Annotated in this window: 23 protein-coding genes and 1 pseudogene; 7 read left to right on the top strand and 17 right to left on the bottom strand. The window is 50.0% G+C overall.

Going from position 1 to position 26,116, the window contains the following annotated elements; all coding sequences use genetic code 11:
* Positions 1-15 precede the first annotated feature (15 nt).
* The 14 genes from B5F07_RS09955 to B5F07_RS09885 form a co-directional block, all read right to left on the bottom strand.
* The gene (locus tag B5F07_RS09955) at positions 16-1,350 is read right to left on the bottom strand and encodes an ATP-binding protein (RefSeq protein ID WP_087161131.1); all 1,335 of its coding nucleotides are present in this window, start codon (positions 1,348-1,350) and stop codon (positions 16-18) included.
* A gap of 168 nt (positions 1,351-1,518) precedes the next feature.
* Positions 1,519-2,796, bottom strand: coding sequence for a phosphopentomutase (locus B5F07_RS09950; protein WP_087161130.1), 1,278 nt, complete (start codon positions 2,794-2,796; stop codon positions 1,519-1,521).
* Positions 2,797-3,018: 222 nt separating this feature from the next.
* A complete protein-coding gene (locus B5F07_RS09945) occupies positions 3,019-6,960 on the bottom strand; it encodes a DEAD/DEAH box helicase (RefSeq protein WP_087161129.1) in 3,942 nt (1,313 codons plus the stop codon).
* Positions 6,961-7,376: 416 nt separating this feature from the next.
* Positions 7,377-7,643, bottom strand: coding sequence for a 30S ribosomal protein S18 (gene rpsR, locus B5F07_RS09935; RefSeq protein ID WP_087161128.1), 267 nt, complete (start codon positions 7,641-7,643; stop codon positions 7,377-7,379).
* A 38-nt stretch (positions 7,644-7,681) separates the two neighbouring features.
* Entirely contained in the window at positions 7,682-8,128 is a 447-nt protein-coding gene (locus B5F07_RS09930) for a single-stranded DNA-binding protein (RefSeq protein ID WP_087161127.1), read from the bottom strand.
* Between the two features lie 16 nt (positions 8,129-8,144).
* Positions 8,145-8,432 (bottom strand): 30S ribosomal protein S6, encoded by a 288-nt coding sequence (rpsF, locus tag B5F07_RS09925; protein ID WP_087161126.1) that lies wholly within the window; start codon positions 8,430-8,432, stop codon positions 8,145-8,147.
* Between the two features lie 119 nt (positions 8,433-8,551).
* Positions 8,552-8,740 (bottom strand): DUF951 domain-containing protein, encoded by a 189-nt coding sequence (locus B5F07_RS09920; protein WP_087161216.1) that lies wholly within the window; start codon positions 8,738-8,740, stop codon positions 8,552-8,554.
* Between the two features lie 100 nt (positions 8,741-8,840).
* On the bottom strand, positions 8,841-9,722 hold the full coding sequence (gene srtB / locus B5F07_RS09915; protein ID WP_087161125.1) for a class B sortase: 882 nt from the start codon (positions 9,720-9,722) through the stop codon (positions 8,841-8,843).
* 84 nt (positions 9,723-9,806) lie between these two features.
* Positions 9,807-10,442 carry a lactate utilization protein gene (locus B5F07_RS09910; RefSeq protein WP_087161124.1) on the bottom strand — a complete coding sequence of 212 codons (636 nt, stop codon included), beginning with the start codon at positions 10,440-10,442 and terminating at the stop codon, positions 9,807-9,809.
* Between the two features lie 79 nt (positions 10,443-10,521).
* The gene (locus tag B5F07_RS09905; RefSeq protein ID WP_087161123.1) at positions 10,522-12,033 is read right to left on the bottom strand and encodes an AAA family ATPase; all 1,512 of its coding nucleotides are present in this window, start codon (positions 12,031-12,033) and stop codon (positions 10,522-10,524) included.
* A 26-nt stretch (positions 12,034-12,059) separates the two neighbouring features.
* The gene (locus tag B5F07_RS09900; RefSeq protein WP_330397789.1) at positions 12,060-13,394 is read right to left on the bottom strand and encodes a VWA-like domain-containing protein; all 1,335 of its coding nucleotides are present in this window, start codon (positions 13,392-13,394) and stop codon (positions 12,060-12,062) included.
* A 164-nt stretch (positions 13,395-13,558) separates the two neighbouring features.
* Positions 13,559-14,512, bottom strand: a complete 954-nt coding sequence (locus B5F07_RS09895; protein ID WP_087161122.1) for a leucine-rich repeat protein — start codon at positions 14,510-14,512, stop codon at positions 13,559-13,561.
* Positions 14,513-14,595: 83 nt separating this feature from the next.
* Positions 14,596-15,273 carry a metallophosphoesterase gene (locus B5F07_RS09890; protein ID WP_162613100.1) on the bottom strand — a complete coding sequence of 226 codons (678 nt, stop codon included), beginning with the start codon at positions 15,271-15,273 and terminating at the stop codon, positions 14,596-14,598.
* Between the two features lie 256 nt (positions 15,274-15,529).
* Entirely contained in the window at positions 15,530-15,988 is a 459-nt protein-coding gene (locus B5F07_RS09885) for a hypothetical protein (protein WP_087161120.1), read from the bottom strand.
* A 285-nt stretch (positions 15,989-16,273) separates the two neighbouring features.
* Between B5F07_RS09885 and B5F07_RS23570 the strand changes: the two are divergent.
* The 7 genes and pseudogenes from B5F07_RS23570 to B5F07_RS09850 form a co-directional block, all read left to right on the top strand.
* Positions 16,274-16,372 (top strand): annotated as a pseudogene (locus B5F07_RS23570) (Uma2 family endonuclease); the annotation flags it as partial.
* 204 nt (positions 16,373-16,576) lie between these two features.
* On the top strand, positions 16,577-17,107 hold the full coding sequence (locus B5F07_RS09875; RefSeq protein WP_204248837.1) for an RNA polymerase sigma factor: 531 nt from the start codon (positions 16,577-16,579) through the stop codon (positions 17,105-17,107).
* Positions 17,094-17,510, top strand: coding sequence for a hypothetical protein (locus tag B5F07_RS09870; protein ID WP_087161117.1), 417 nt, complete (start codon positions 17,094-17,096; stop codon positions 17,508-17,510). The genes B5F07_RS09875 and B5F07_RS09870 overlap by 14 nt, the downstream gene beginning before the upstream one ends.
* Positions 17,507-18,448 (top strand): zinc ribbon domain-containing protein, encoded by a 942-nt coding sequence (locus B5F07_RS09865; protein WP_242972494.1) that lies wholly within the window; start codon positions 17,507-17,509, stop codon positions 18,446-18,448. The genes B5F07_RS09870 and B5F07_RS09865 overlap by 4 nt, the downstream gene beginning before the upstream one ends.
* A 405-nt stretch (positions 18,449-18,853) precedes the next feature.
* The gene (locus B5F07_RS09860) at positions 18,854-19,729 is read left to right on the top strand and encodes a hypothetical protein (protein WP_087161116.1); all 876 of its coding nucleotides are present in this window, start codon (positions 18,854-18,856) and stop codon (positions 19,727-19,729) included.
* Positions 19,730-19,832: 103 nt separating this feature from the next.
* On the top strand, positions 19,833-20,738 hold the full coding sequence (locus B5F07_RS09855; RefSeq protein WP_087161115.1) for an AAA family ATPase: 906 nt from the start codon (positions 19,833-19,835) through the stop codon (positions 20,736-20,738).
* A gap of 17 nt (positions 20,739-20,755) precedes the next feature.
* On the top strand, positions 20,756-22,513 hold the full coding sequence (locus B5F07_RS09850; RefSeq protein ID WP_087161114.1) for a hypothetical protein: 1,758 nt from the start codon (positions 20,756-20,758) through the stop codon (positions 22,511-22,513).
* A gap of 47 nt (positions 22,514-22,560) precedes the next feature.
* Here B5F07_RS09850 and B5F07_RS09845 read toward each other — a convergent pair whose 3' ends face one another.
* From B5F07_RS09845 to B5F07_RS09835, 3 genes are all read right to left on the bottom strand, one after another.
* Positions 22,561-23,988, bottom strand: coding sequence for an MATE family efflux transporter (locus tag B5F07_RS09845; RefSeq protein WP_242972493.1), 1,428 nt, complete (start codon positions 23,986-23,988; stop codon positions 22,561-22,563).
* A complete protein-coding gene (locus tag B5F07_RS09840) occupies positions 23,981-24,643 on the bottom strand; it encodes a YczE/YyaS/YitT family protein (RefSeq protein WP_330397788.1) in 663 nt (220 codons plus the stop codon). Before B5F07_RS09840 ends, B5F07_RS09845 begins: the two co-directional genes overlap by 8 nt.
* Positions 24,644-24,832: 189 nt before the next feature.
* Positions 24,833-25,294, bottom strand: coding sequence for an Hsp20/alpha crystallin family protein (locus B5F07_RS09835; RefSeq protein ID WP_087161112.1), 462 nt, complete (start codon positions 25,292-25,294; stop codon positions 24,833-24,835).
* Between the last annotated feature and the right edge of the window lie 822 nt (positions 25,295-26,116).

Below are 26,116 nucleotides of genomic sequence, written 5' to 3'. Positions count from 1 at the left end.
GGGAGCGCAGAAAATTCAGCGCTCCCTCAGATATTCCTTCAGCAGGAAGGTACAGAAATACGGAAATGTATAAATTCCGTCACTGTATCCGATATTCCCCTCGCAAAGCTTTATTCCCCAACGGATATCTCCGTACTTCTCACTGTCAATCAATGTGCGCAGAGACTTCGACCTGCCTCCTGACGCTTTTACCTCAACAGGGACAAGATTTTCCCTTGTCCTGACAAAAAAATCTTCCTCCAGCGTAGAGTCTTCCCTTTTATAATAATAGAGTCCATACCCCGCTTTTACCAAAGCTTCTCCGACAATATTTTCGTAAAGGGCACCCTTATATACTCCCAGGTTCCGGTTGGCGCGAAGATCGTCCTGAGATTCATCGTCCAGCATCGCAACCAGAAGACCGGTGTCCTTAAAATACAGCTTAAATTTCGTATCATCATAATTTCCCTTCAGAGGAAGCTCAGGAAAACCAAGGCAGTAACAGATATTGACCACCCCTGCATCAGCAAGCCACTCAATACAGCCTCTGTAATCCTTAAATCTTGCTCCGCGCGCCACTCTGGAAAGCTGAAATTTTTTATTGTCTCTGGCGAGCTGAGGGGCGATCTGGTTAAAAACATTCAGAATCCTTGTCTGATCCATCCCTTCCGCATACTTTCGGATATCTTCTTTATAATCGGCAAGCAGTTGTCTTTGCAGATCCAACGTTCCTTCAAAGGTCCCGTTTTCAATATACTGCTCCACCACAGCAGGCATACCTCCCAGTATACAGTAGTCAAGAAACAGCCCACGGCAGACAGACATTGTCAATTCACTGAGTGGCTTTTCTTCCTTCATATGTGCCAGCAGATCTTCGGCAAACTCTTTTCCATAGCCTTTCGCCCACAGAAATTCCTCAAAATCCATGGAATTCATCTCGTAATCAGTCTTATATCCCACGCTGTTGCTCTCGATCTGTCTGTAATTAATGCCCAGAAGAGAACCGCTGCAGATCACATCATATCTCCCGTCAAGCTTGAAAAATTTCAGAGACGTTGCAATGTCCGGCATCTCCTGTATCTCATCGAAAATGAAAAGTGTCTCATTTTCAACAAAACGCTTCGACGGATCAATCCTTGAGATGTTCTTTATGATATCAGACGTGCTGTATCCATCTTCCAGTATCATCTTATATTTGGGTTCCTCAACAAAATTAATGTAAATAACCTGCTGATAGTTTTCCCTGCCAAACCTCGTGACAGACTCCGTTTTTCCCACCTGCCTGGCGCCTTTTACGATCAGCGGTTTTTTGCCCGGATCAACTTTCCACTCCATAAGGAACTCATCAATCTTTCGCTTAAGATATTTCATGATACCACTTCCTTTCGATGGTAATATTATATCCCTCTGTTTTCGTGATATCAATCTGTATTACAAAAAAATGAGCGAACTTTTTATCAATATTACATTTTTATGAGCGATTATTTTTAAAAAAATACATTTTTTACAGCGAATAAATGTCCCTGCCCGCATCATCCCTTAGCGAATCTGTTCTAAAAAGCTCTCCCCGTCGCCACAGTACTCTGTTCCCAGCATCCTGCATACCGTCGCCGCGATATCTGCATAGCTGCCTCTTATCCCCAGATCCACACCATTTTTGACCGGTTTTCCACAACAGAGGATCGGAACATACTCCCGCGTGTGGTCTGTTCCGGTGAATCCCGGATCGCACCCGTGATCCGCCGTGATCATCAGCACATCTGAATCCTGCATCTTCGGAAGAAATTCATCCAGCCTGCGGTCAAAGGCGTTCAATGCCTCCGTATAGCCCTCCACATTCCTGCGGTGCCCGTAGATCATATCAAAATCCACCAGATTGACGAAGCACAGTCCATGGAAATCTTCATCCAGGAGCCGGATCGCCACATCCATATTTTTCTCATTTCCCTCATTGGGGAACGTCTTTGTAAGACCTCTTCCGGCAAAGATATCGTAGATCTTTCCCACACCGATCACATCCCGTCCGGAACTTTTCAGCATATCAAGCATGGTATCCCGGGGCGGTTCCAGGGAAAAATCATGGCGGTTCACTGTCCTGGTAAAATCAGGAGCTTTCCCCACATAGGGTCTTGCGATCACCCGCCCCACCGCATAATCTCCGGTCAGCAGTTCCCGCGCTGTCCGGCATCCCGCATACAGTTCCTCAAGAGGTATGACTTCCTCGTGGGCGGCGATCTGAAACACACTGTCCGCAGACGTATAGACGATCCACTTTCCTGTCCGCATCTGTTCCTCGCCGTAGCGCCGGATCATCTCTGTCCCGGATCCCACTTCGTTGCAAATCACGCCTCGCCCGGTCCTTGCGGCAAATTCGTCCAGAAGTTCTTTGGGAAATCCATGGGGAAATGTAGGCATGGGCTTCGGCGAGATCACGCCCGCGATCTCCCAGTGCCCCATGGTTGTATCCTTCCCCGCGGACTGCTCCCGGAGCTTGCCGAAACATCCCGTTACCGCGGCAGACTTTTCTTCTTTCCCGAAGTCAGCTCCCCCGTCAAACCGTCCTGCTTCTGCCTCATTCATCTCTGTCGCTTTCTTCTCTGCCGGCGCCAGGGCTGTCCCGGAGATCCCGCTTTTTTCAAATGAAGTTCCCTGTATCCGGTACAAGCCCATCCGCTCCATATTCGGCACATGCAGCTTTCCGCTTCTCACACAGGAGCCAAACGTATCACTCCCCACATCTCCAAACCGCTCCGCATCCGGAGCCCATCCAACTCCCGCACTGTCAAGCACGATCAGAAAAACTCTCTTTACTTCCATCCGTTCACCCATCCTTCCATCATCTCAAACTTTTCCCACTTTCCCTGCCTGAGCCAGTCGCCCCGGCCGTTAGGGTCCGTGTTGCCATGAAGGCCCGTAGTGAAACGCCGGTCCTTAAGCCGCGTCCTTTGCGGCTTTAGTACCGCTGCGTTTCACTCCCGAGCGCAAGCGTGGCCGCCAGGGCAATACGGACCCTAACGGCCAACCGACTCCCCAGGCAGATCACGCCTCCAGCAAAGCAAGAATATCCTCTCTGCTCATTCCTGCCAACTGTCCGGTCTCTCCGCCGATGATCTGATCCGCCAGATCCTGCTTCGTCTCCTGGAGCTTCTGGATCTTCTCCTCGATTGTATTCTTGGCGATCAGCTTATATACAGTAACCTTCTTCGTCTGACCGATCCTGTGTGCCCGGTCTGTCGCCTGGTTCTGGACGGCCTGGTTCCACCAGGGATCATAGTGAATCACCACGTCAGCCCCGGTCAGGTTCAGCCCTACTCCCCCCGCCTTGAGCGAGATGAAAAAGACCGGTACGTCTCCTTCGTTAAACATCCTCACAAGACGCAGCCTCTCTTCTTTCGGCGTGCTCCCTGTGATCACATAATATTCTATGCCTTCCTTATCCAGTTCTTTCTCCAGAATCTCCAGCATGGAGGTAAACTGGGAGAATACGAGCATCCTGTGTCCGCCGTCCATGGCGCTCTGGATCAGCTGTACACAGGCGTCCACCTTCGCCGCCTCCCCGCAGTAATTCTCAAAGCACAGCGACGGCGCACAGCAGATCTGACGCAGCCGGGTCAGTTCCGCAAGCACCTGGAAACGGTTTTTGTTAAACTCCTCTTCTCCCTGCCCTGCAAGCGTTTCCCTCATATGGAGAACCTGCGCATCATACAGATTCTGCTGTTCTCCCTCGAAACGGACGTAACGGATCTCCTCCAGTTTTTCCGGCAGATCCTTCAGCACATTCTCTTTCAGGCGGCGCAGAATAAACGGCCCTGTCATTTTCTGCAGGCGCGCCACCACTGCCTGGTCCTGATTTTTCACAATAGGTGTCTCGATCTCTCTGCGGAATACTTCATACCCGTACAGGAATCCCGGCATCAGATAATCAAAGATACTCCACAGTTCACTGAGCCGGTTCTCAATAGGCGTACCGGTCAGGGCATAGCGGATCCGGCTCTTTATCACTTTCACCGCTTTCGCCGCAGCCGTGGTATGATTCTTGATGTACTGAGCCTCGTCAATAATCTGATAGCGGAACTCCTTATCTTCATAGAAAGAAATGTCTCTCCGCAGCGTATCATAAGATGTCACCAGAGCGTCATATTCCTGATACTGTCCGATCTTCTCCCGACGCTCTTCCTGGTTTCCCGCCACAACGGCAACAGACAGCTCAGGCGCATAGCGGTGGAACTCTTCCTCCCAGTTATACACGAGGGCTGCAGGAGCAACGATCAGCGCGCTGCCGCCTCTTCCCTCCAGCTTTGCCGAGAGCAGAAGTGCGATTGCCTGGAGCGTTTTTCCCAGACCCATGTCATCCGCGAGGATTCCGCCCAGATTCCATTCTTCCAGGGTACGCATCCATTTAAACCCGTCTTTCTGGTAGTTCCGCATAATATCCGAGAGACTTTGGGGCTCCTCAAACTCCGAGTCATCGATGGTCTTGAATTCCTTGACCATCTCCCGGAAATGACTGTCTCTCCTGCTGTATATCTCATCGTTCTCCGCAAGCATCCGATCCAGATACAGCGAGCGGTACAGGGGAATGTTGACCTTACCTTTTATCATATCCGCAGGCTTCAGGTTCATCGCTTCGATCAGTTCTTCCAGTGTTTCAACAGACCCGTCTTCCAGACCCACATAGCTTCCGTCTTTCAGCCGGTGATATTTCTTTTTCACCCGGTAACTGTGGAGAATATCCATCAGCTCTTTCTGGTCCAGACCGTCTGCGGACATCTCCAGTTCCAGAAGCCCGCCGGACACTGACACTCCGACCCTCGCCTTTACTTTCCGGATCACCCTGCGGCTTAAGAAACTGTCCGTACACCTGACCTCGCCAAGTCCGAGCAGCGTTTCCACTCCTTCCGTCATTACCCGGTAAATTTCTTCTTCATCTCCGCCTGTGCACAGAGCGTCTCTCTCAGGATCCAGATACGGCATCCAGCTCATAACCCGGTTTAAGATTTCCGCTTCTCTTTCGATATCACGGTACTGCTCCTCCACACTGCCCTGCTGCAAACTCTCTACCACGGAAAATTCCCGCTGCGCATATCCGGCGAAAATTCTGCAGAACACGTCCCCTTTATCGGCGTCCAGATAAAAGGTAAACTTAGTCTCCGGTGTCAGGTACTGGCGGATCTTTTCCGGATCGTGTTCCTTCACCCGCGCAATCTCCTCCAGATTTGGAAGAACATCGTAGTAAAAGGTATTCAGATGATTCCTTCCCACATGAAAACGAATGTGCCCGTGCTCTTCCTGATCCCGAAGCGCTCCCAGTTTTTCTGAAAAACCGCTGTCCGCCCTGTTCAGGAATCCATCTTTGATATAGTAATCGGCTTTCATCCCTGAATACAGCTCCGGCAGCGAAATATCCACGGAGACGCCATGGAATTCCCCGGAATCATCAAAAGTCTCTTCCGAGATATCCGCCGTGATCTCCGGATTCTTCACCCGGGTTTTCAGCGTGGTCTGATGTTTCTTTGTCCCCCGGCCTCCGGTTCCGCTGTCATACAGCACCTCTCCGTTTTCAGCAGCCACATCATAAAATTCATCCAGGCGCCATCCGTACAGATCGATCTTCTTTCCGCTTACCGATTTCCAGTCATCATAATATCTGGTTCCCTCCATCCTCGCTTCAAACTGTTCATCCTCTTTTACCGCATTTGTAATAAAACCGATCCAGCGTTTTCCCTCCTCGGTAAAATTGGAAATTGCGTGATTATAATTCGTTGAGGTCCCGTAAACCGCATCTTCTGCATTTTTTACATGCTCACAGAATTCGTCCAGATCTTTCACAACATACAGCTTCTCATTTCCAACCCGGAAAGATGCCTCCAGCGTATTCCACCCCCGGGTCAGTTTCGCCTCTATCCTGAGTTTTCCCTGTGCCCCGCCGGGTTCTTTCACAGGGCTGCGGCGCCCTCCGAGGGCTTCCAGTACCATCCTGCCCTTCAGATCCGTTGCATCTGCCAGGTTGTGGGACGACAGATATTCTTCCAGTGCATCCATGAGAGCAGCAGAATACTGGCAGGTACTCTTCCAGTTGGATGAAAAGCTGTAAAACATCCGCGCGCACTGGCGGCATCCGCACCGCATCCGGACAGCCTCCGTACGCGAGAACTGCATAATCTGCGTAACCTCGCCCCCGCCATCTCTGGTAACTGCATGGATTTCCCCGCAGATTTCCCCATCAATCCGGTCATATCCTGCGTGGACATCCGTTATCTCCACCGCGCCGTTTTGGAAGAGCTGTCTCCCCTTTTTCAATGACGAAGCGGGAAATTTTACTGATTTACGGATCTTTCCGACATCAAAATACTGATAGTGTTCCAGGCTGGAGATACTGTAAGTACTCTGCTGGATATCCTCATCCTCCCACGCCTCTCCAAGAAGGGTATATCTGCGGTTTTCCTCTTCCTCCTTCTGCCGCTCATCGGCTCTGCGCCGTGCTTCTTCTTCCAGCCTTTTCCGCTCGGCACGGCGCGCCTGTTCTGCAGCTTCTCGCTCTTCCTGTTCCCGTTTTTTCTCCTCCAACCTGGCCGCTTCCTCCGCTGCCAGCCGCTTCCTCGCCTCCTCTTTCTGCTGCTTTTCTATTTCCCGCTGCTTTCTCTCCTCCTTTCTTTTCTCTCTTACCAAACGCTTCCGTTCCCTCTCTTCCTCTTCCCGGATCCGCTTCTTTTCCTGTCTGGCTTTCTCATCCTCAATTACATAGAGCAGTGCAGCCATATGTCCGCACAGTTTCCTGCTCTTCGCCACGGGGCAGTCACATTTTCCCCTCTTCGGTCTGCCGTCCTGCAGCGTGATTGTCACTTCATGCCTCTCCCGGTCAAGTACCGCGGCCGAATATACGTCTCCCGCCTTCTTTAAGTCCGTTACACGGTGACTTTGATAGGCAGTTTTTCCTTTCTCCAGTGCTGTATCCTGAAACATTTTCTCCCATGCGTACATTATCGGAGCCCTCTTTTCTTATCTCTTTCATAAATCACTTGTATTTACCGCTGCGCGGCACTGTATTCAGTATAGCACGCATGGGGAAACGGAAAAAGAGGGGAAAAACATTTTCCCCTCACCAGTAAAGCTCCCAGTCCGTTGTCAGTCTGGTCAACAGTTCCATATTTAAGCGCTCCCGCAGATATTACTTCATCAGCCAGTCCAGGACGTAGAGCTGCCGGATCCCGTTATGGGATATCATCGGACCGTAGTCCATCGTAAGCAGATATTTCGGATTATGATCGTTAATCGCATTCAGCGGTGCCAGTTCCCGGTCCAGAGCATATGGGAATGAACTGTTATGAATAATACAAAAAAAGACTGGTCTCCGGGTATCATCCCTGAAAACCAGCCTTGATTTTTTAACCTGTCAATTAGTCCTGAACGTACGGCATCAGTGCAATGTGTCTTGCTCTCTTGATTGCTACTGTAAGAGCTCTCTGATGCTTTGCACAGTTTCCTGTGATTCTTCTCGGAAGGATCTTTCCTCTCTCGGAAACATACTTCTTTAACTTTGCAACGTCCTTGTAATCGATCTCGTTATTCTCTTTACCACAGAATACGCATACTTTTTTTCTTCTGCGTGCCGGGCCTCTTCTCTTGAAGCCGCCTTCTGGTTTGCTTCCCTTTTCGTAAGCCATGATGGAATCTCCTTTCACTTAATTTAAGTGCTTTCGGTCTAGTTGAACGGGAGCTCCTCATCGATACCATCCGGGATATTCATGAAACCGTCCCCTGCGTCAACGCTCGGTGACGGAGCGGGTGCGCTCTGGCGCTGGAAGGAAGCTCTGTTCGCCTCGCTCTCAGCTCTGCTCTCAGCAAATTCCTGTTCCTCAACGATCACTTCCGTCGTGTAAACTTTCACGCCGTCCTTGTTCGTATAGCTTCCTGTCTGGATGCGTCCGGAAATGGATACGCGCATTCCCTGACGGAAATATTTCTCAGCGAACTCAGCAGAACGTCCGAACACAACACACGGAATGAAATCCGCTGTCGGCTCTCCGTCTCTCTTGAATCTGCGGTCAACAGCCACCGTGTATCTCGCAACGGCTGTCGCGCTGTCGCCCTGTGAATATCTTACTTCTGGATCTCTTGTCAACCGTCCTACTAAAACAACCTTATTCATATATACCTCTTTCCGCTTATGCTTCCTGTTTCACGCATAAATATCTGAGCACGTTGTCCATAATGCGGATACGCTGTTCCACTTCGCCCGGAACTGTACTCTCAGCCTCGAAGTGTACGAAGTAATAATATCCTTCTCTCATCTTCTGGATTTCGTAAGCGAATCTTCTCTTGCCCCACTCATCAACGTCTGTCACGTTGCCGCCGAAACGTGTGATCAGTGCTTTCACTTTCTCGATTACGTCTGCTCTTGCTTCGTCTTCGAGTTTTGCGCTCACAACAACAGCTAATTCATACTTATTCATGTTCTTGCACCTCCTTATGGTCTCTGGCCCCTGTCCTTCACAGGAGCAAGGAATTGGATCATTTGTTGTTTCCAACAGTATGTCACGGTTATCCATGATACCATAACGAGACGCAAGTTTCAAGCTTTTTTCGTAATTTGTCTTGTATTTTTTTCCACCAGTTTCCGCGGCACCATAATCTGGTGGCCGCACCCCATGCATTTGAGACGGAAATCCGCCCCCACGCGCAGGATCTCCCACTCCTGGCTTCCGCAGGGATGCGGTTTCTTCATCCTGATAACGTCTCCTACGTCGAATCTGTCTGCCATTTCTTCATTCCTTTCCAGCAATCCTGTTTCCTTCCAATCCTGCTCCTGCCGTTTCATCCCTGCTGTCTCGTTTCTGTCTGCAAATGCGGATCCCTCCGGCTTAATCCTCCGCCGTCAGAACGCCCTGCACGAGGAAACGCTCCGTCTCCGCCCCGTTGGTACAGGTTGAAAGGCTCACGATCCTGGACTGTGCATTTACCTCCACCCCGGTATCGTACAGGGAGGAACTCTTACACAGCTGCAGATATTCTTCAAAATCCGCGTCCGACGCATAAGTGATATTGTAGTTATCCGCCGTCTCATCCACAACAGAGGCTGCAAAGATCGTATAGGTCCTCACCTTGCCGTCCGGTGTATATATGTAGAAATACGGATTTTCCTCATAGAACGACTGGTCTTCATATTCCAGAAGCTTTGAGAACATCCTGCCGCTTACCCGGAGATTATGACCGTAAACAAGGGTATTTCTGTCGGAGAAATCCGAACTGCAGCGCATATCCACAAAGATTGTTCCCAGCTTATTGTCATTTGCAGAAAATGATTTCGTCAGATACTCCTTATTATCCGCACTTTTGACAACCGGATAACTGATCACCGACGGCTCATCGAAACGGATCCATGCAACTGTATCCGGGTTTTCCTGCAGAAGTGCGTCAAAATCCACACGGAATCCCTCTCCGTCGCTGCCTTCCGTGATAGCATATTCCTTGATGGCGTCATATTCCTCGCTTCCCGTATAATATGGGACGAGCATCATGACAAGCTGATAAAGGGAGAAAACGAATACGCATACCGCAACAATAAGAACTGTTGTCGAGATGATATCAAAGCCCGCCCTTTTTCTTGCTTTCGCGCTCTGCGCACCTCTGCTGCGTCTTCCCTTTACCGCGCTTTTGTTCTTCGGTCTGCTCCTTCTTCTGCGCCTGTGCGCGGTCTGCTTCCCGGGCTCCCTCCCGGTCAGCTTCTTTTCGTCTCTGTCCATCTTTCCATGCCCTCTCTATTCTCCCGGCTGCTTATCCCCCGTCCGGCCGCCCTTTTGCGCCTGAAAACGCTGTGCCGGGCGGCATCAGAAACCGAGATTTTCATCCACCAGTATGATCTTGAATCTCTTCGGAATCCTGCTGAATCTGGTAATCATAATCTGACAGCAGATGCAGTCCGGACTCTTGCAGTCAAAGCAGCTTCCGTTTTTCACACAGGGCGTGTCGATGCCGAACCTCTGTGTATTGATCGGCGCGGCTTCATTTCTGGCGCGGTGCATCGCGTCCTCCTCGGTCTTGACGATCTTGTTCATTCCCACGATCAGAAGAACATTTTTCGGGCCAAATGCATAAGCCGCCACACGGTTTGCATTTCCGTCGATATTTACAAACACGCCGTCCTCGCTCATGGCGTTGACGCTTCCCAGGAACCAATCGCATGTAAATGCCTTCAGAGCGATCTCATTCTTCTCCTCCGGAGTAGACGCCTTATCCCTGTCATAGAATACATAATTTCCGGAACAGACAGCATCGATCAGCCCCACTTCCCGCACCGATGCGGAACCGCCCATATTGATGGTGCTTCCCTCCGGGATCAGTTCCAGAGCCTTCTTTACCGCCTCTTCTTTTGTCGCTGCATAATACGCTTCCATATTGCGGGATTCCAGTGCCTTTACCACGCGTTTCCCGAGCGCTTCATTTCTCATTGTCCTGACATCCATGTTATCAACCTCTCTTCCTGTCTGGAAATTTTGCCATGGTTCTATTCTAGCACACTCTTTTCCGGAAAGAAAGAAGTGCTTATTTGATTCCCTGGTTCAGAAGCCCCTCGGCTTCATCCATCTCGCCCAGGATCTCCTGCTGCCGGTCGTCGAACAAGAGACCTTTGTTGTAGCGGTAATACATATCGCTGCCGTTTTCCCGGATAAACCAGGTACTGAAATAATTTGCATTGAGTTCTGTCACAAAGGCCACCATCTCCTGGCTCTCTCCGAAGGTTTCCTCCAGGAACCGGAACGCATTCTCAAGCATTTCCGCGGTCTTCTGCTTGAGTTCATCCAGTTTGCCCGTCTCTCCGGCAAACATGCGGCGCACCTCGTCCAGCGCCGAATCGCCGATGAACAGCTCTCCTTTCAGTTCTGACGTAAACCGTGTCAGTGCCTCCGTCACTCTGCGGAATATATGCTCCTGTTCTTTTGTCAGAAGTTCCGACTTTTTCTGCTTCTCCAGATCTTTCTCCGCCATGATCCGCACGTCGTCCAGCATCATCGTGGCCCGGTTCTCCCGGTAACAGATCAGGTATTCATACAGCCTGGACACATAAGCATCCATCCGGTAGCACTCGGAAAACATTTCCCCCAGTTTCCCGTTCAGCAGGCTGATAATGCTCAGATGCTCGTCAAAAGACGCAGTCCTGATCTTCGCTGCAGCAGCGTCCTCCCATTTTCCTTCCAGAACGTCGCCCACACTGTAGTCCTTCTTATATTTATAGTAAAGTTCCAGATAATTTGCAAAATCTTTCGCCACTGTCGGATGCTGCAGATACTGGTACGCCACATCCCGGTCCACGGTTTTGCCCAGCAGTTCATACACATAGATCAGTTCCGAGAGGTCTTCCCATCCCCTTGCCGTCACAAACTGCTTCCCGTCCACGGTATTCTCGATGCGGTAGAAGTTCTCCCGGCGCAGCTCCAGGTAGGAGATCACTGCGGGATGAATTCCCTGCCGGTAGGCATATTCCTTCCAGACCGGGAAATCCGCTTCCACATCAATCTTCTTGAGCCGGTCCAGAGTCACCACATCGAACTCCCGCACTGATTTGTTATATTGGGGCGGATTTCCCGCTGCCACGATGATCCATCCTTCCGGCATCTTCTGATTGCCGAATGTCTTGCCCTGCAAAAACTGCAGCATCGTCGGCGCCAGCGTCTCCGATACACAGTTGATCTCGTCGATAAAGAGAATACCCTCGTGGATTCCCGTCTTCTCCATCTTCTCATATACAGACGCGATAATTTCACTCATTGTGTACTCGGTAACCGAATAGGTCTCCCCGCCGTATTCCTTTTCCCGGATAAAGGGAAGCCCTACCGCGCTCTGTCTAGTGTGGTGGGTGATAGTGTAGGCCACCAGGGCGATCTCAAGTTCATGGGCGATCTGCTCCATGATCTGGGTCTTGCCGATTCCCGGAGGTCCCATGAGCAGCACCGGTCTCTGCCGCACCGCAGGGATCCGGTACTCTCCGAACTCGTCTTTTGCAAGGTACGCTTCTATCGAATCTTTAATTTCCTGTTTTGCCCGTCTGATATCCAACTGTCGTCCTCCTGTTTTTCTGTATATTATACTCCCTGCTTAAGATCCTCTTCCCTGAGGATCAGCCGGATCGCCCAGGGCGGAACATCCGCATCCCGGTAATCTTCCTCCAGAAATACAAACGCCGTTTTGTACCGCGGCATCTTCTGTGGGTAGATTCCAAATCCGTCTGTAAAATAAATCAGCCCTTTCAGATCGTCAAATTCTCCCTGCGCAATCAGTTCCTCCACATAGGTAAACGCCGGGCGGAAGTCCGTGCCGCCTTCCCCATAGAGCTGAAAATGTTCCATATAATCATCCAGCTCCTCCCTGCCTGTGATCTTCACATCGGAATGTACCTTTTCATCGCACTGTATAATATGAATATTCACTTTCCGGAAGAAACTGTCCTGCTCCCGCAGCACGCTGTATGTCTCTTCCAGGAAATTCTTCACCGGTTCCCCGGAAACCGACATGGAAGTGTCAATCACAATCACAAAATCCGCGATCTTCTTAACTTCTCTCGTCTCCTGCGGCTCGATCAGCGGCATATTGCCGTACAGGGACAGCCCGTAGCTGTAAAATCCATAGTCAAATGTATCCGGGTCGGGTCTCAGTTCCTCGCCGAGCACGGAGAACTTCCGCAGAAATTCCCGGTAATCATGGCGCTCCCGGTTTTCCACCTTGAGCTGCCCCAGGAAGTCCCCGCTTTTTTCTGCGGCTTCCTTTGAAAATGTCTCCAGATCCGTCTCCATCTTCTCATCGATGTCCTTCCACTTCCTGTTCAGCTCCGGATCCGGCTGTTTTCCCGGTATCTGGTTCACCCAGAATCGGTGGTCGTCCACGTAGAATTCTTCTTCCAGAGCAGAGAGCTCCTTCTCTTCCAGCTGCCAGTCAGAAAGCTGCCGGTAAATGCGCTCGGCATTGAGCACTTTCTTCTCCTGTTCCAGCTTCCGGTACGTCTCTCTCCGCAAAAGACTTCTGGAAAACCGAACCGGACGGAGGTCGCACCCGTCGATGATATGCTCCGCGGCGATATCACAGCTTAGATTCCAGTACCGCAGATCCACATTTTCTTTCGCCGGATGCCGGAAAATGCAGTGCAGAGTCATGTGCAGATACGCCCGGTTTACCAGGATCCTGTTTTCCCGGTACAGTCCGCCGAGCTGCTGCGGATGGAAAAAGATCGTCCTGCCGTCCGTCCCCACCGGCGAAACATCGGCGTTCATCTCATAGACAAAACTGCTCAGCGCCACATCCAGGAAGCGCATGGAAAAATACAGCTCATCCCGGGCGGCCCGCAAGATCTGCACGCCAATGCTGTTCAGCTTCTCCCTGATCCGGACCTTTCTCTCTTCCGTCTCGATTTCTATCTCCCGCACGCTCTGCACCTCCTGTACGCCTTCATATAATTATATACAACTGCCTATAACGCTTGCACATGCATTGTATATGCTCCATGAGAGGATCTCTTATCTGCCACAGCGACAGTATATCACGATTTCCCGATTTACGAAACTCTCTTCTCCAGGTCTGCTTTTCTTCTCTATAAATCGAACTTTTTCCTTCTTACGGGGAAAAACCTGTGTTGTTCTTCCATCAGGAAGCTCAATATCTCCCTCTTTCCTGTCCTCGCAGCATAGTCTGCAGCGGTCTCCAGAGCGTCCCGCTCCCACAGGCGCCGCCGGGAGATTTCCCGCATTTCTTCCATCTTCTCCGCATCCGTCAGATATTCCAGGACCTGATTTTCATTTTCCCGGATATACGCCTCATATTCCCGCTCTGCCTTTTCCGTCAGATCTTCCGGATACATGAGCCGTGAAAAAGCAATATCCGAGAGGACATTTACCCGGTCGTAGGCTTTTGCCACATAGAAAAGCTCGTCATATTTCCTGTAGTCCATCTCCCGTGCGTAGAAACACTGCCGGTAATTGTTGCCGGAGCCGTGGTGCTGGGTGAAAAGAATCCTGGCCGGTGTGTTCTCCACCGCCTCCTCGTAGTGTTCCGGGAACACCAGGCGGATCTCCCGCTCTCCCTGCAGAAATGTCACGTCGATCCTCTGCCAGAGATCGCCCAGGATCTCCTTCACGCAGGTCTTTTTCCCCTCCGTCAGGTTTACTCTGAGAGATCCCAGTTCACGGCACCCGGTAAACGCGCCGCTTCCCACGCCCCGCAGACGGTCCGAAAAGCTCAGACGCCTGAGGTTTCTGCAGCCGTAAAATATATAATTTCCGATCTCTTCCATCGTGTCCGGAAAGATCACACTCTCTACCGCTTCCCCGGCGAGAAGACGCTCCCCGCCGCCAAACATCCGCTGATCCTCTGTCTCAAAGACCAGGACATCTTCCTCTTCCATATTTTTCCTAGCGGAAAATGCATAAGGCGCTGTCCGGACGACCGGCTTTCCGCCGATGCTCTCCGGCAGCGCCACCTCCGGGTCATTCCCAAAGCACCGCACAATCTCGATTTTCCCCTGATTTTCCCTGTAATGAATCTTCATAAATCCACGCCTTTTCCTTCTTTCCCGGTAATTTTACCATGAATGTCCATGGGAGGCAAGCCAGGACCTTAGAGCCAGAGTCCTTAAAGCCGCTTATCCTGGACATAGAACTCTTCTCCTGTCTCAAGACAGAGACACCCGAGTCTGCCGCCCATAACCGGAAATACCGCTCCGCAGTCCACATCAATCAGGCGGCCGTCCGGGCTTCTCCAGATTGTCGCAGGCTCATGGGGATAGCCCCGGATAATGAAAGTCGGCACATGTCCGACAATGGAAACATAGCCGGGGATTCCTCTCTGCCGGTCCACCATGGAGCTGTCCCAGATAAACGGATCCCTTCGCTTCCACACCCGCAGTGCCTCCTCTGTGGACGCATGGGCCAGGAGATAGCAGATGCCGTCCAGTTTCACCTTTTTATACAGGGGGAGGCCTTTCACAAACCGCACATACTCCGGCAATTTTTCTTCCGTCTTCCTGCTGTCCATCAGAACCTCATATGTATTGTAATAATAAGGATTTCCCACCTTGTCCGCTTCACTTTCATACCAGGAGGCAAAGGCATCCTCATGGTTGCCGGTGAGCACTGTGATGTTTTCCTTTCCCATCACCAGATCGAGCACCCCTGCGGGATCCGGCCCCCGGTCGATCAGATCCCCCAGAATGTAGAGACAGTCTTCCGGGGAAAAGCCGATCCTGCCGAGCATCTCTTCCAGAAGATGCGCCATGCCGTGTATATCTGACATCACATAGGTACGTCCCATCACGATGTTCCTCCTGTTCCATAAACACAGATCTTTCTGCAGATAAAAAGCACCTGCTGTTTTGTCTATTATAAATATTTTCTTTCTGACCTGCAAGTGTGAGGGGTATACCTTCCCCTTTATCTCCCTTTTCTTTTTTATTTGCACGCATCTTCTGGTTCTTATCTTCCAAGCCGACGCTATCCGGGAGGGCATGAAAACCGCCGGAAACGGCATGAACAGGAGCGAAAAGGAAAAGACAAATGGGAAGTGGTAATTATCGTTTTATTTCCAGGCAATAGAATGATGGTCTATTCGGATACATTTTATCGGGAGTATTCCAAATCTCTGCATCATCAATTTTCTTGATATGTTTTGTGGTAAGTTCATCAATGGAAACTGTCTGCCTATGAATTACAGGTCTGTCCTCAAATTCATAGTAGTCCATTAACCACACATGCCAGAGTTCTATGGAAGTCGTATTCTGCAAGGCATTTTTCATATATTCAATAATTTGTTTTGCCCTACCCTCTGTAAAGTAGTTCCATTCCAGACAGACTCCATTTTTCTTGTCGGTATAGTTCTGAACATCTTGAAAGGAACGCAGAGAATAGTTATCATCTGCGCCACCGTCATACATTATGCCATTATCAAGATTTATTTCAAATGGATAGTCCTGAACGGGTGAAACTTCCGTCAAGGGAAAATCCGAAGCAATAAATGTGCATACGCTCATAGAATTTCTCCACCAACTTTCGATTTACTTTTATTGTACTTCAAAACTATGAACAGTTCAACCGCAGGAAGCACTGGCCGGGAAGCTGTCTATCAGCAGTATAAGCAGTTATCTTTGTTTTTCAAGTCAAAGTCACTTTCTGACTGCTTTTGAGAGACAATTTTGGGTGACTCCTCTTCAATACAGAAAAAATCCAACACTTCACAATAATTATTTTATTGACAAGCTCCCGCGTCATTTCTATAATCACAGATATCAGGGGAATTCTTTTTATGACAGCTTCAGGAAGGATGCAATGGTGCTCCGGACTGGATTATCAAAATCGTCTCTCCATCCAGGCAGCGTATGGACTACCAGATAAAGTTGTTTAAATACAGAACTGCTGAGCACGGATAAACCGAATAATATATCTCTATCGTAAACAAAAGAGCAGCCGCCCGTATTTGATTGGGATCAACGGCTGCTTTTCAGTGGTTTATAATCTTTTCCCTATTCTCAAATAAATTTTCAAAAATTGCGGAACCTTTTTATTTTCCGCGGCGAATATAGGACGAAAACATTTGAATGGATTACGAGGGAGGTGAGCGCTTGGAAGCGAGAGAAATCGAACAGTGTATCGACCGTTTCGGCACGGATGTGTATCATTTCTGCATGCGGCTGTGCGCCGACCGCTCTGACGCGGACGATCTCTATCAGCAGACCTTTCTCAAGGCGCTGGAGAGTCCGCTTACCCTGGACTGGGAGCAGAATCCGAAAGCTTTCTTCTTCTCCATCGCCTGCAACATCTGGAAAACCACAATGAGAAAAACGGCCCGGCGAAACGCGATTGCCCCTTCCGGCGCTCTTGATGATAAGACTGCATCTGTGATCGGCTCCGGGGAGAACATTGAGGAAAACTTTCTGAAACAGGAACTGCTCGCCGAGATCAGCCGGATCATCGCCGGCATGCCGGACAGGCTGCGGCTTCCGGTAACGCTCTTCTACCAGTTTGACTTTCCGCTGGAACAGATCGCAAAGACGCTGAAGCTTCCCGCCGGCACGGTCAAAAGCCGGCTGTCGCGGGGACGTGACCATATCCGAAAAAAATTAAAGGAGGCAGGATACCATGAAGAAGCATGAGTTACATGAATTGCATAAGGTGCATGATTTAAATGATTCAAACGAATTCGATGCCCTCATCCGCGAGTCTGCGAAATCCGGTCAGACCGCCGGACCGCCGCCGCGGCTTACAAACGCTCTTAAAGCAGAACTGTATGCCCGGGAAAATGCCGCGCGCAGAGAAATTCCTACCCGCACAATTTCTCTCTGGTATCTGCCTATGGTCATCAACTGCATTATCTTCGGACTGCTCGGAATCCTTTCGTTTCTTCTGATTTCCGACCCGCTTCTGCTGGTCTTTGCAGTACTCGGCTGCGCTTATGGCGCGGCTGCGGGAATTGTACTCACGGTAATCGGAATGAAACGGACGAACATGCGCGAGGAATGTGCCATTCACATCGAGAAAAGAGGTGCCCTGACATGAAAAATCAAAATTCCGACACACCAAAAAGAAGCTCCGGCATCATAAAAAGGCGGCAGAATCCGCCGGGGAAAAAGACGCTCATTCTTATTATCGGAATCATTCTTCTCTGCTTTGCGGCAAGACTTCTGGTATTTGCACTTTTTTCTGAAGGATTGGACGGAATAGACATCCTCGTCCCCCTGCTGCTCTTCGGATTTGTTTTCTTTGCCCTGGCTATGGAAGGCTTCATCGCCGCCTGGGTATATGAGGACTGCCGGATCAGAGGCGGAGACGGCGCGCTCTGGGCAGTGGTTGTATTCTTTACAACGCCCTTCATCGGGCTGCTCGTCTATTTCCTGCGCCGCCCGGAGATCACGCAGCACTGCCCCGCCTGCGGTCACCGCATCTCCCTGAAGGCCAAATACTGTGAAGAATGTGGAATACGTATCGAACAAAAGGAGGTTCCTGTTATGCCTGCAAAAACTCATCACCTGAAATATCTCACCGGCGGAGCTGTCAGCCTTATACTGATGCTCGTCTGCTTTATCGGATTCATTTTCACGGTTGCGCACGGGGGTGTGAACACTTCCGTCACTTCAGACAAACGCATATGGAATACGGGAATTATTACCATGTCCATGGAAACGAATTTCGGAGGGGTGTGGAGTATTGATTTCAAGAGTGCTTCAGACGGCTTCATCAAAGAAAAAGCATTTATCCTCGAGGAACCGGAACAGGAGATGCTCACTGCCGACATCCACTGCGGCACCGTACCTGACGGCGCCACGCTGATGCTCTGGATCGTTCAGGGAGAAAAGGCAGAATCCATAGACGTGACAAATCTGTCTGAACCGCTTGAGTATTCTCTCGACGGATTTGAGAGCGGGAAAATATTTGTCCGGCTGCAGATCAACGGGGTAAAAGATGTGTCGTCGGATATTGAGATTGTATCAAAGTAAAAAAAGCTCCGGGCAAAGGCAGAATCTACAAGCGAAAAAGGCCTCTGGTGAAAGGAAAGGATCTCCCGGATCCGTCTCCGTTCATCAGAGGTTGTTTATTATAAATGCCACAGATCGATGCTTGCCAACCGCCTTCTGATATGCTATCCTTTCTTCATCTGAATCTCTCATGCGAAAGGGCGTTCAGCCCGGATCTTACCGTGAGATACGGATAAATCAATCACCAGATCACGCTCTATATTCAGAGCACGTTTCACAGAGATGTAAACAATCAGTACTTACAGCACTGATGACATGTCCCAACAGCAGAGGAGGGGTGCCATTGAGAACACGTTGATTATACGCTGCAGAAGCATAAAATATTGCAACCGTAAAACGAATTGGCTATACTAAAGAAGGAGAAACATGGAGAAACGAAAACTACAGTGGCATCCCGGCTTCAACGCTGCTCTGCGCATTACTCTGCAGGATGAGATGAAGTATCTGGAGATGTACGAAGAATACCTGCTCAGCAAAAAGCCGCCCCAGATCGATGTACTGATCATTAAAAAGATCCAGGATGTCACTCTGCACAAAGCGATCGGAAAAATATTCCGGGGTCACAATATCATCGAATACAAAGCCCCTGACGACTATCTGAGCATAAATGATTTTTATAAAGTATACGGATATACCTGTTTTTATCAGTCAAATACTGACCGTGTAAAGGAGATCGACCCAAAAGATCTGACCATCACTTTCGCGTGCGGCCGGTATCCCCGGAAACTGCTCCGGCATTTGAGAGAAGTGCGGAATATCGAAGCAGAATATCGGGATAACGGAATTTACTATTTAAAGGGAGATGCAATTCCCATGCAGCTTCTTATCACACCAGAACTGACACAGGAGGAAAATTTCTGGCTTCAGAATCTGCGGTTGGACCTGAAAGCAGGGCCTGAGATACGGAATCTGCTGAACCATTACGAGCCACATAAAAATGCCAAAGACTATGCTGCCGTGATGAATCTGATCACGCATGCAAACTGGGAACAGATGGAGGTGGAAAATAAAGTGTGTGATGCATTAAAAGAACTTCTCGCAGAAGAGATCAAAGAGGCAGGCGACAAAGGTCTTGCTGAGGGGATAAAACGCGGGCATGCCGAAGGAATGGAGCGTGGCAAAACCGAGGGAATCCGTCTGGCAAAACTTGTCCTCAGACTTTCTGCCCAGGGCGTTTCCGAGGAAGAGATCGCCACAAAATGCGGAATTTCTGCGGAGGAAGTGCGGACAATCCTTGAATAGCAGTATCTGTGGGCAGGAACATGCCCGGGACAGTGTACCAGAAATAATCATGCTATAAGGACAGAAGCAGGGACAGAATCCGCAATTTCAGGGAGATAACACAATGATAGAATTTTTAAGAGAAGAACACGTAGATGAAAAGATCATACAGGGGATTGAGGACTACCGCAGGCAGTTTCCGGCACCGAGCGGCACGCCTGGCCGGAAGCCCCGGTATATATACTATGGACGCGAAGTGTGGGAGCAGGCAGCACAGGCCCTCCTCTGCGGGGAGAATCTCCTGCTTGCAGGTTCCAAGGCAACCGGGAAAAATGTCCTGGCGGAAAACCTTGCCGCCCTCTTCGGCCGTCCCAGTTACAATGTCTCATTTCATATTAATATGGACGCTTCCTACATGATCGGAACCGATACCTTTCAGAACGGGGAGGTTGTATTCCGCCCGGGTCCGGTCTACGACTGCGCCAAACTGGGAGGTTTCTGTATTCTGGACGAGATCAACATGGCACGCAACGAAGCCCTCGCCGTGCTGCATTCTGTCCTGGATTTCCGCCGGGTCATCAATGTTCCCGGATATGAGACCATCCCGGTCCACAGAGCAGCCCGATTCATCGCGACTATGAACTACGGATACGCAGGAACAAGAGAATTGAACGAGGCACTCTCCTCCCGCTTCATGGTGATCCATATGCCGGAAATGACCCGCGAGAACCTGGAGAAGCTGCTTACCCGTGAGTTTCCGGATATGAAAAAGGAATATGTACAGCAGTTTTCCGGACTCTTCACCGATATACAGAAGAAATGCCAAAGCGGTGAACTCACCGCCAAGGTCCTTGACTTAAGAGGACTGCTCGATGCCATCCGGCTGATCCAAAACGGCCTCGCCCCTTATCTGGCACTGGATATGGGGATCACAAACAAGACCTTTGACAGCTATGAGCAGTCTCTCGTAAAGGATATTATTACCTCGCGGATATCCAAAAAGAGCGGACGCGACGCAATCTTTTGTTAACAGGCAGGGAAGAAAAAATGGCTGATTCTACGAATATTCATCCCCTCTCCGCCCGCCGCCGTGCCCTGAACATCATCTGGACAGCTGCAGGAGAGTACGGATTTGATCCGGTTTTCATGGCATTTACACAGGACGGAGAACCGGATTTTTATATGGATTCCATTATCGGATATGTACATAAATGGTATGACCGAAGTGTCATGGAAGAGCTTTTCGACACACTGGCTCTGTCCATGCTCAAAGAGACCTTTGACGGGCTGCTCTGGATCGCTCTGGAAAACTGTACCTTCGAGCGGGAAGTGAAGGAGCGCCCGGTTCTCTCCGAGCTGAGGACCTCCTGCGCAGAGACATTTTTCCGGCAGCAGCTGACCAGGTCACGCCAGCAGTGGATGGCCCAGAACAGTCTGGTCTATGCCCTGCAGGAAGCCAGGTGGCGCACAGTCCTCGGGAAAGCGCCGGGTCTGGTAAATCCCCGGGAGAACCGTCTCTTTGGGGAACTGGCATTTCACGGGGATATGACTGCCGAAGAAATTTCCAACCGTTTCTGCGATATCCTGCGGCGGTATTTTCATTTTGACAGAGAGTGCGCTGTCCGTTCGCCGCTCCTGAAAGTCCGCAGAAAAATAGATCATATCCTCTCCCGGGCGCTCCCTTCAAAAGTAATGCGCGCGGAAGATCTCTCCTTCGGCGCTTCCGATATCACCGGCTCCGGACTGATCACTGCGCGTAAAGGGAAGGATCATCTGCTCTCCGCTGCCGAAGAACAGAACAACCGCATTTACATCGAAAACTGTTTCGGACTTTCTCTCTATAATGAAATGGACAGCGCTCAGACCGAACATGAACTCTGCACCGGGAACCACCAGAACTGCCACCTCTACTTTACCGCAGGAGAGCGCGGATCTTCCGGGATATCCGATGCCCTGATCCGCAAGACAGTCGCGGACGCAAAACTACAGGCCGAGCGAAACCGCAGGCATTTTCAGGAGAAACGGCGGATTTATCAGAACAGCATCCGGCAGCTTGCCGCCCAGATCGAAAACGCCCTTCTGGTCTATCCCCAGCCCCTCAAAGTACGGAGCCGGATGGGACGGCTCGCCCCCGGAGAGATCTGGCGCGCCGTCCGCCTGGGCGATGAGCGGGTCTTTACCGATACATTCGAAGAGGAAGAACCGGACTTTTCCGTTGACCTGATGCTGGACGGCTCCGCCTCAAGACTCCAGAGCCAGGAGGTCATCGCCGCCCAGGGATACATCATCGCCAGAAGCCTTCACCTGTGCGGAATTCCCGCCCAGGTATATTCCTTTTTAAGCCTGCGCGGCTACACGGTGATGCGGCTTTTCTCCAGTTATACGGGAAATGAGACGGAGGAGCGCATTTTCGATTATTTTGCGGCAGGATGGAACCGGGACGGTCTTGCCCTGCGGGGCGCCTCCCATCTGATGCAGGCATCACCCGCCAGGAACCGCCTTCTCATCCTTCTCACCGACGCCAGTCCCAACGACGACCGGAAAATTCCTGCCAATCCGTCAGAAGGACATTATGTCAGCCGCGATTACTCGGGGGAAGCAGGGATCGAAGATACTGCAGCAGAAGTTCGCGCTCTCCGGAAGAGCGGCATCCATGTCATGGCAGTATTGAACGGAGAGGAGGGCAGCACCGAGGCTGCCCGGAAAATCTACGGAGATGATTTTGCCCGGATCGGGCGGATTGAAGATCTCTCAAATGCGGTAGGACTGATGATCCAGAAGCAGATCGAACAGATGAGAATGTGACTTCACCAACTGAGGATGGAACTTTCTCCGATGAAGCTGCAGCTTCCTTATAAACGGATGTCTTTCAGCCTTCCCGCACCGCGGAGATATTTTCTGTAGACCAGATAAAACACCACCGTGGAGATCACTGCCGCAGTACCGTCAGCCAGCGGCTCCGCGTAAAACGCTGCGGACGCGGTAAAAATAAGGGGCAGGATACACGTTGCTCCGAAATAAATGGATTTGCGGATCAACGACAGAGTCAGGGATGTCCGCGTCATTCCCAGCGCAGTCAGCCCGTCCACAAATACATACTGGAAACTTAAGGGGATAATCATCAGCGTAAACACCTGAATTCCCCACACCGCCAGCTTCGTGTACTCCGGATCCGAGGTAAAGATCCGCACAAAATACTGGGGCAGAATCCGTGAAATCAGAAACATCACCGTCGTAAAACAGATACACAGCATAAGCACCCAGAAGACGGTCTTCCGGATACGTCCCGGATTGTCCGCCCCGTAGTTGTAGCTGATCAGAGGCTGGGAACCGCCCGTGATTCCAAGCATGGGCGAAGTGATCAGCAGCATGTAACTCTGCACAATGGTTGCCGCGGTAATCAGCGTGTCCCCGTATTCCTTTCCGCCATAGTACTGGAGGACCGCATTGAGGGCAATAATGATAATGCTGTCCGTCGCCAGAATCAGGAATGGGGAAAATCCGATTTTCAGAATCTGTTTTCCGACCGTTTTCTCCGGCTTCACAATCCCGAGCGGTACCTTCATCTTCTTTCTTCGCAGGGTGCAGAGCACGAAAATGCAGGACGCCATCTGCGCAATCACCGTCGCCACCGCCGCACCTGCGATATTCATATGGAAAAGAAAGATAAATACCGGATCTAGCACAATATTAATGAGAGCGCCGATCAATGTGGTCATCATCCCGAGCATCGGATAGCCCTGGGCTGTAATAAAATAATTCATCCCCATGGAAAGCAGGGCAAAAAAAGTCCCCATGGTGTAAATCGTCAGATAAGTATCCGCGTAGGGAAACGTCACCTCACTGGCTCCGAACCAGTTCAGGAGCTGTTCTTTTATCAGAAGAAACAGCACAGTCAGAACCGCTGAAAATATAATCAGCATGGAAAAGCTGTTCGCCAGAATCCTCCGGGCGCCCTTCTCGTCCCCTGCGCCAAGGCGCACGGAAAACAGAACCGAACCTCCGATCCCGATAAGTGTTCCAAAAGAGGAGAGCAGCGTGATAATCGGGGCGCACACCCCCGCTCCTGCCAGGGAGTCCGCGCCGATCACAGGAATATTTCCCACATAGATCCGGTCCACAATGCTGTAGAGCACATTTACAAACTGTGCCACCATGAACGGAACTGATATTTTCAGTACAAGCAGGGGAATGGAGTCCCTGCCGAAATCGTTTTCCCGCTTTGTCTTTTTCTTGTTTTCCTTCTTCTCATTTCCCATTTTCCCGTTTGTCTTATGCATCTTTTCTCTCAATATCCTCCAGTTTCCAGTGTGAAAGCAGCCTTCCAAGCTGTTTTGCGATCAGCCCGACCATGACTGCGGCAGCGACCGTTCCCTCCCGGACGCCCTGAAGCTGACCGGTAAAACAGAGGGACAGCACACAGGCAATGACGACCAGGGTCACGTCAAATCCGACTTTCATGTAGCCGAATTTCACCGGGAGCACCTGACATATGGCAAGAACCACGCCCTCTCCCGCAAGCACCACAACCCCGGCCTTGACTTCAAGGCTCACGCCCACAGCCACCAGGAAAATGCCGATCAGGCAGAGAAGCCACTGCTGCCAGTATGTATCATAACTGATTCCCCGCACAGCCCATACGCCGAAATCCGTCAGGTATCCGAAGAAAAATGCGACCGGAAGCTGCATCATCTGAATCGGATGATATTTCTTACGCAGTATAAGAATCTGCAGGAGAATAAAGACACAGTGCATAATGATCGTCGCTGTACCGACCGTCAACGGCGTAAACAGGCTGACCACGTACGGCACACTGGAGATCGGCGATGTTCCCAGGCTCGCCTTGATCGAGAAAGCCACGCCAAACGCCATAATCGCCAGACCGATCAGCAGAAGAAGATAACGTTTCAGAATATAGACCGGTAACTTATTCAATTTGCTCATTCCTTTCTTTATAATACAGCTCTCCGGGTCCGTACCCGCAGCACCTGACACTCAAACGTACTTATTATAGCACTATCAGGAAAAAATGCATTAAAATTCCACATCAAATTTCTCAAAAAAAGAGGCCCGGTACTTGTGTACCAGGCCTGACTCTTATGCTTTATGCCCTGTCGGGTAAGATCATCCCTCAATGGAGATGGTCTTTTTCGTCTCAACAGCCTGAGCATCTTTTTTCGGAATGCTCAGCCGCAGGATACCGTTTTCATATTTGGCTTTAATATCCTCTTCTGTCACGGCATCGCCAACATAGAAGCTTCTCTGCATTGCTCCTGCATAACGCTCTTTGCGGATATATTTACCTTTCTTGTCTTCCTCGTCCTTGTCGAGACCTTTCGCTGCGGAAATGGTCAGATAACCATTCTCAAGCTCAATATTGATCTCATCTTTCTTGAATCCCGGAAGATCAACATCCAGTTCATATCCGGCGTCATGCTCACGGATATCTGTCTTCATCATATTCTTCGCGTTCTTACCATAAAGCGGATTCTTTTTACCCCAGAAATCTTTCTCAAATCTGTCAAACGGGAAGTTCATCCAATCATCATCAAATAAATTCTCTCCAAAAATACTCGGCATTAACATAAGTCATTTCTCCTTTCAATCCTTGAACATTTGAAAATCATCTATGAGCTGCTTGCGCAGCTGCCATCAGCACTCCTGAAGTAATCTCAAGTGTTGTAAGCTATGGCAACTAGGGATTCGGAATCTTTCGAAGCTCTTCGGAATTTTCTCTTTATCATTCCCTGGGATCTTCTTTTTATCCCTCTTCCTTTGTTCTAGCTGTAATATAGCATATGATTATTAGCACTGTCAAGAGGTGAGTGCTAATTTTTTTAAGATTTTTTTAGAAAGCCTGAAAAAAGCTTGATTTTACAGGCTTTCTTGGGGTTTTCAAATTTTCAGTTCTTCCGAAAAATGGCTTACTACGCCATTTTTACACCATTTCCGCGAAAACTACGAGCCATGCAGGGACGAAATTGAGTTGATTTTCGGGAGCTTGCTTACGAAAAATCATGCTCAATTTGGGACCTATAAGGCGACAGCCGCAACTGAAAGAACGCAGTTCATGAAGTCCATGACAGACTGCATTACATGACCTGAACCTCATCCAGTTTGGCAATCTCCCGGACGATCCTTTCCTGATCTGTAACTTGATTGTAAACATCCATCGTCACACTGATGTTAGCATGTCCCATCACCTACTGGACCACCTTGATATCCAGATCTGTTTCCACCATACAGGCACATAGCTAGCCAGCCCATACTCCCGTTTATATGGGGATTTTTAATTATGGGTAAGCGCCAAATATTCCTGCGGATTTCCTGATCCTCAAGTTTTACCTATAATTGTAGTCGAAAGATATTTAGACTATTTCACTACAATTATGGAGGATAGGTTATGGC

The organism is Lachnoclostridium sp. An169 (genome assembly GCF_002160525.1).
GTDB lineage: Bacteria > Bacillota > Clostridia > Lachnospirales > Lachnospiraceae > Mediterraneibacter > Mediterraneibacter cottocaccae.
Note: the sequence above shows the minus strand (reverse complement) of the source record. Positions and strands in the feature narration are given on the sequence as shown.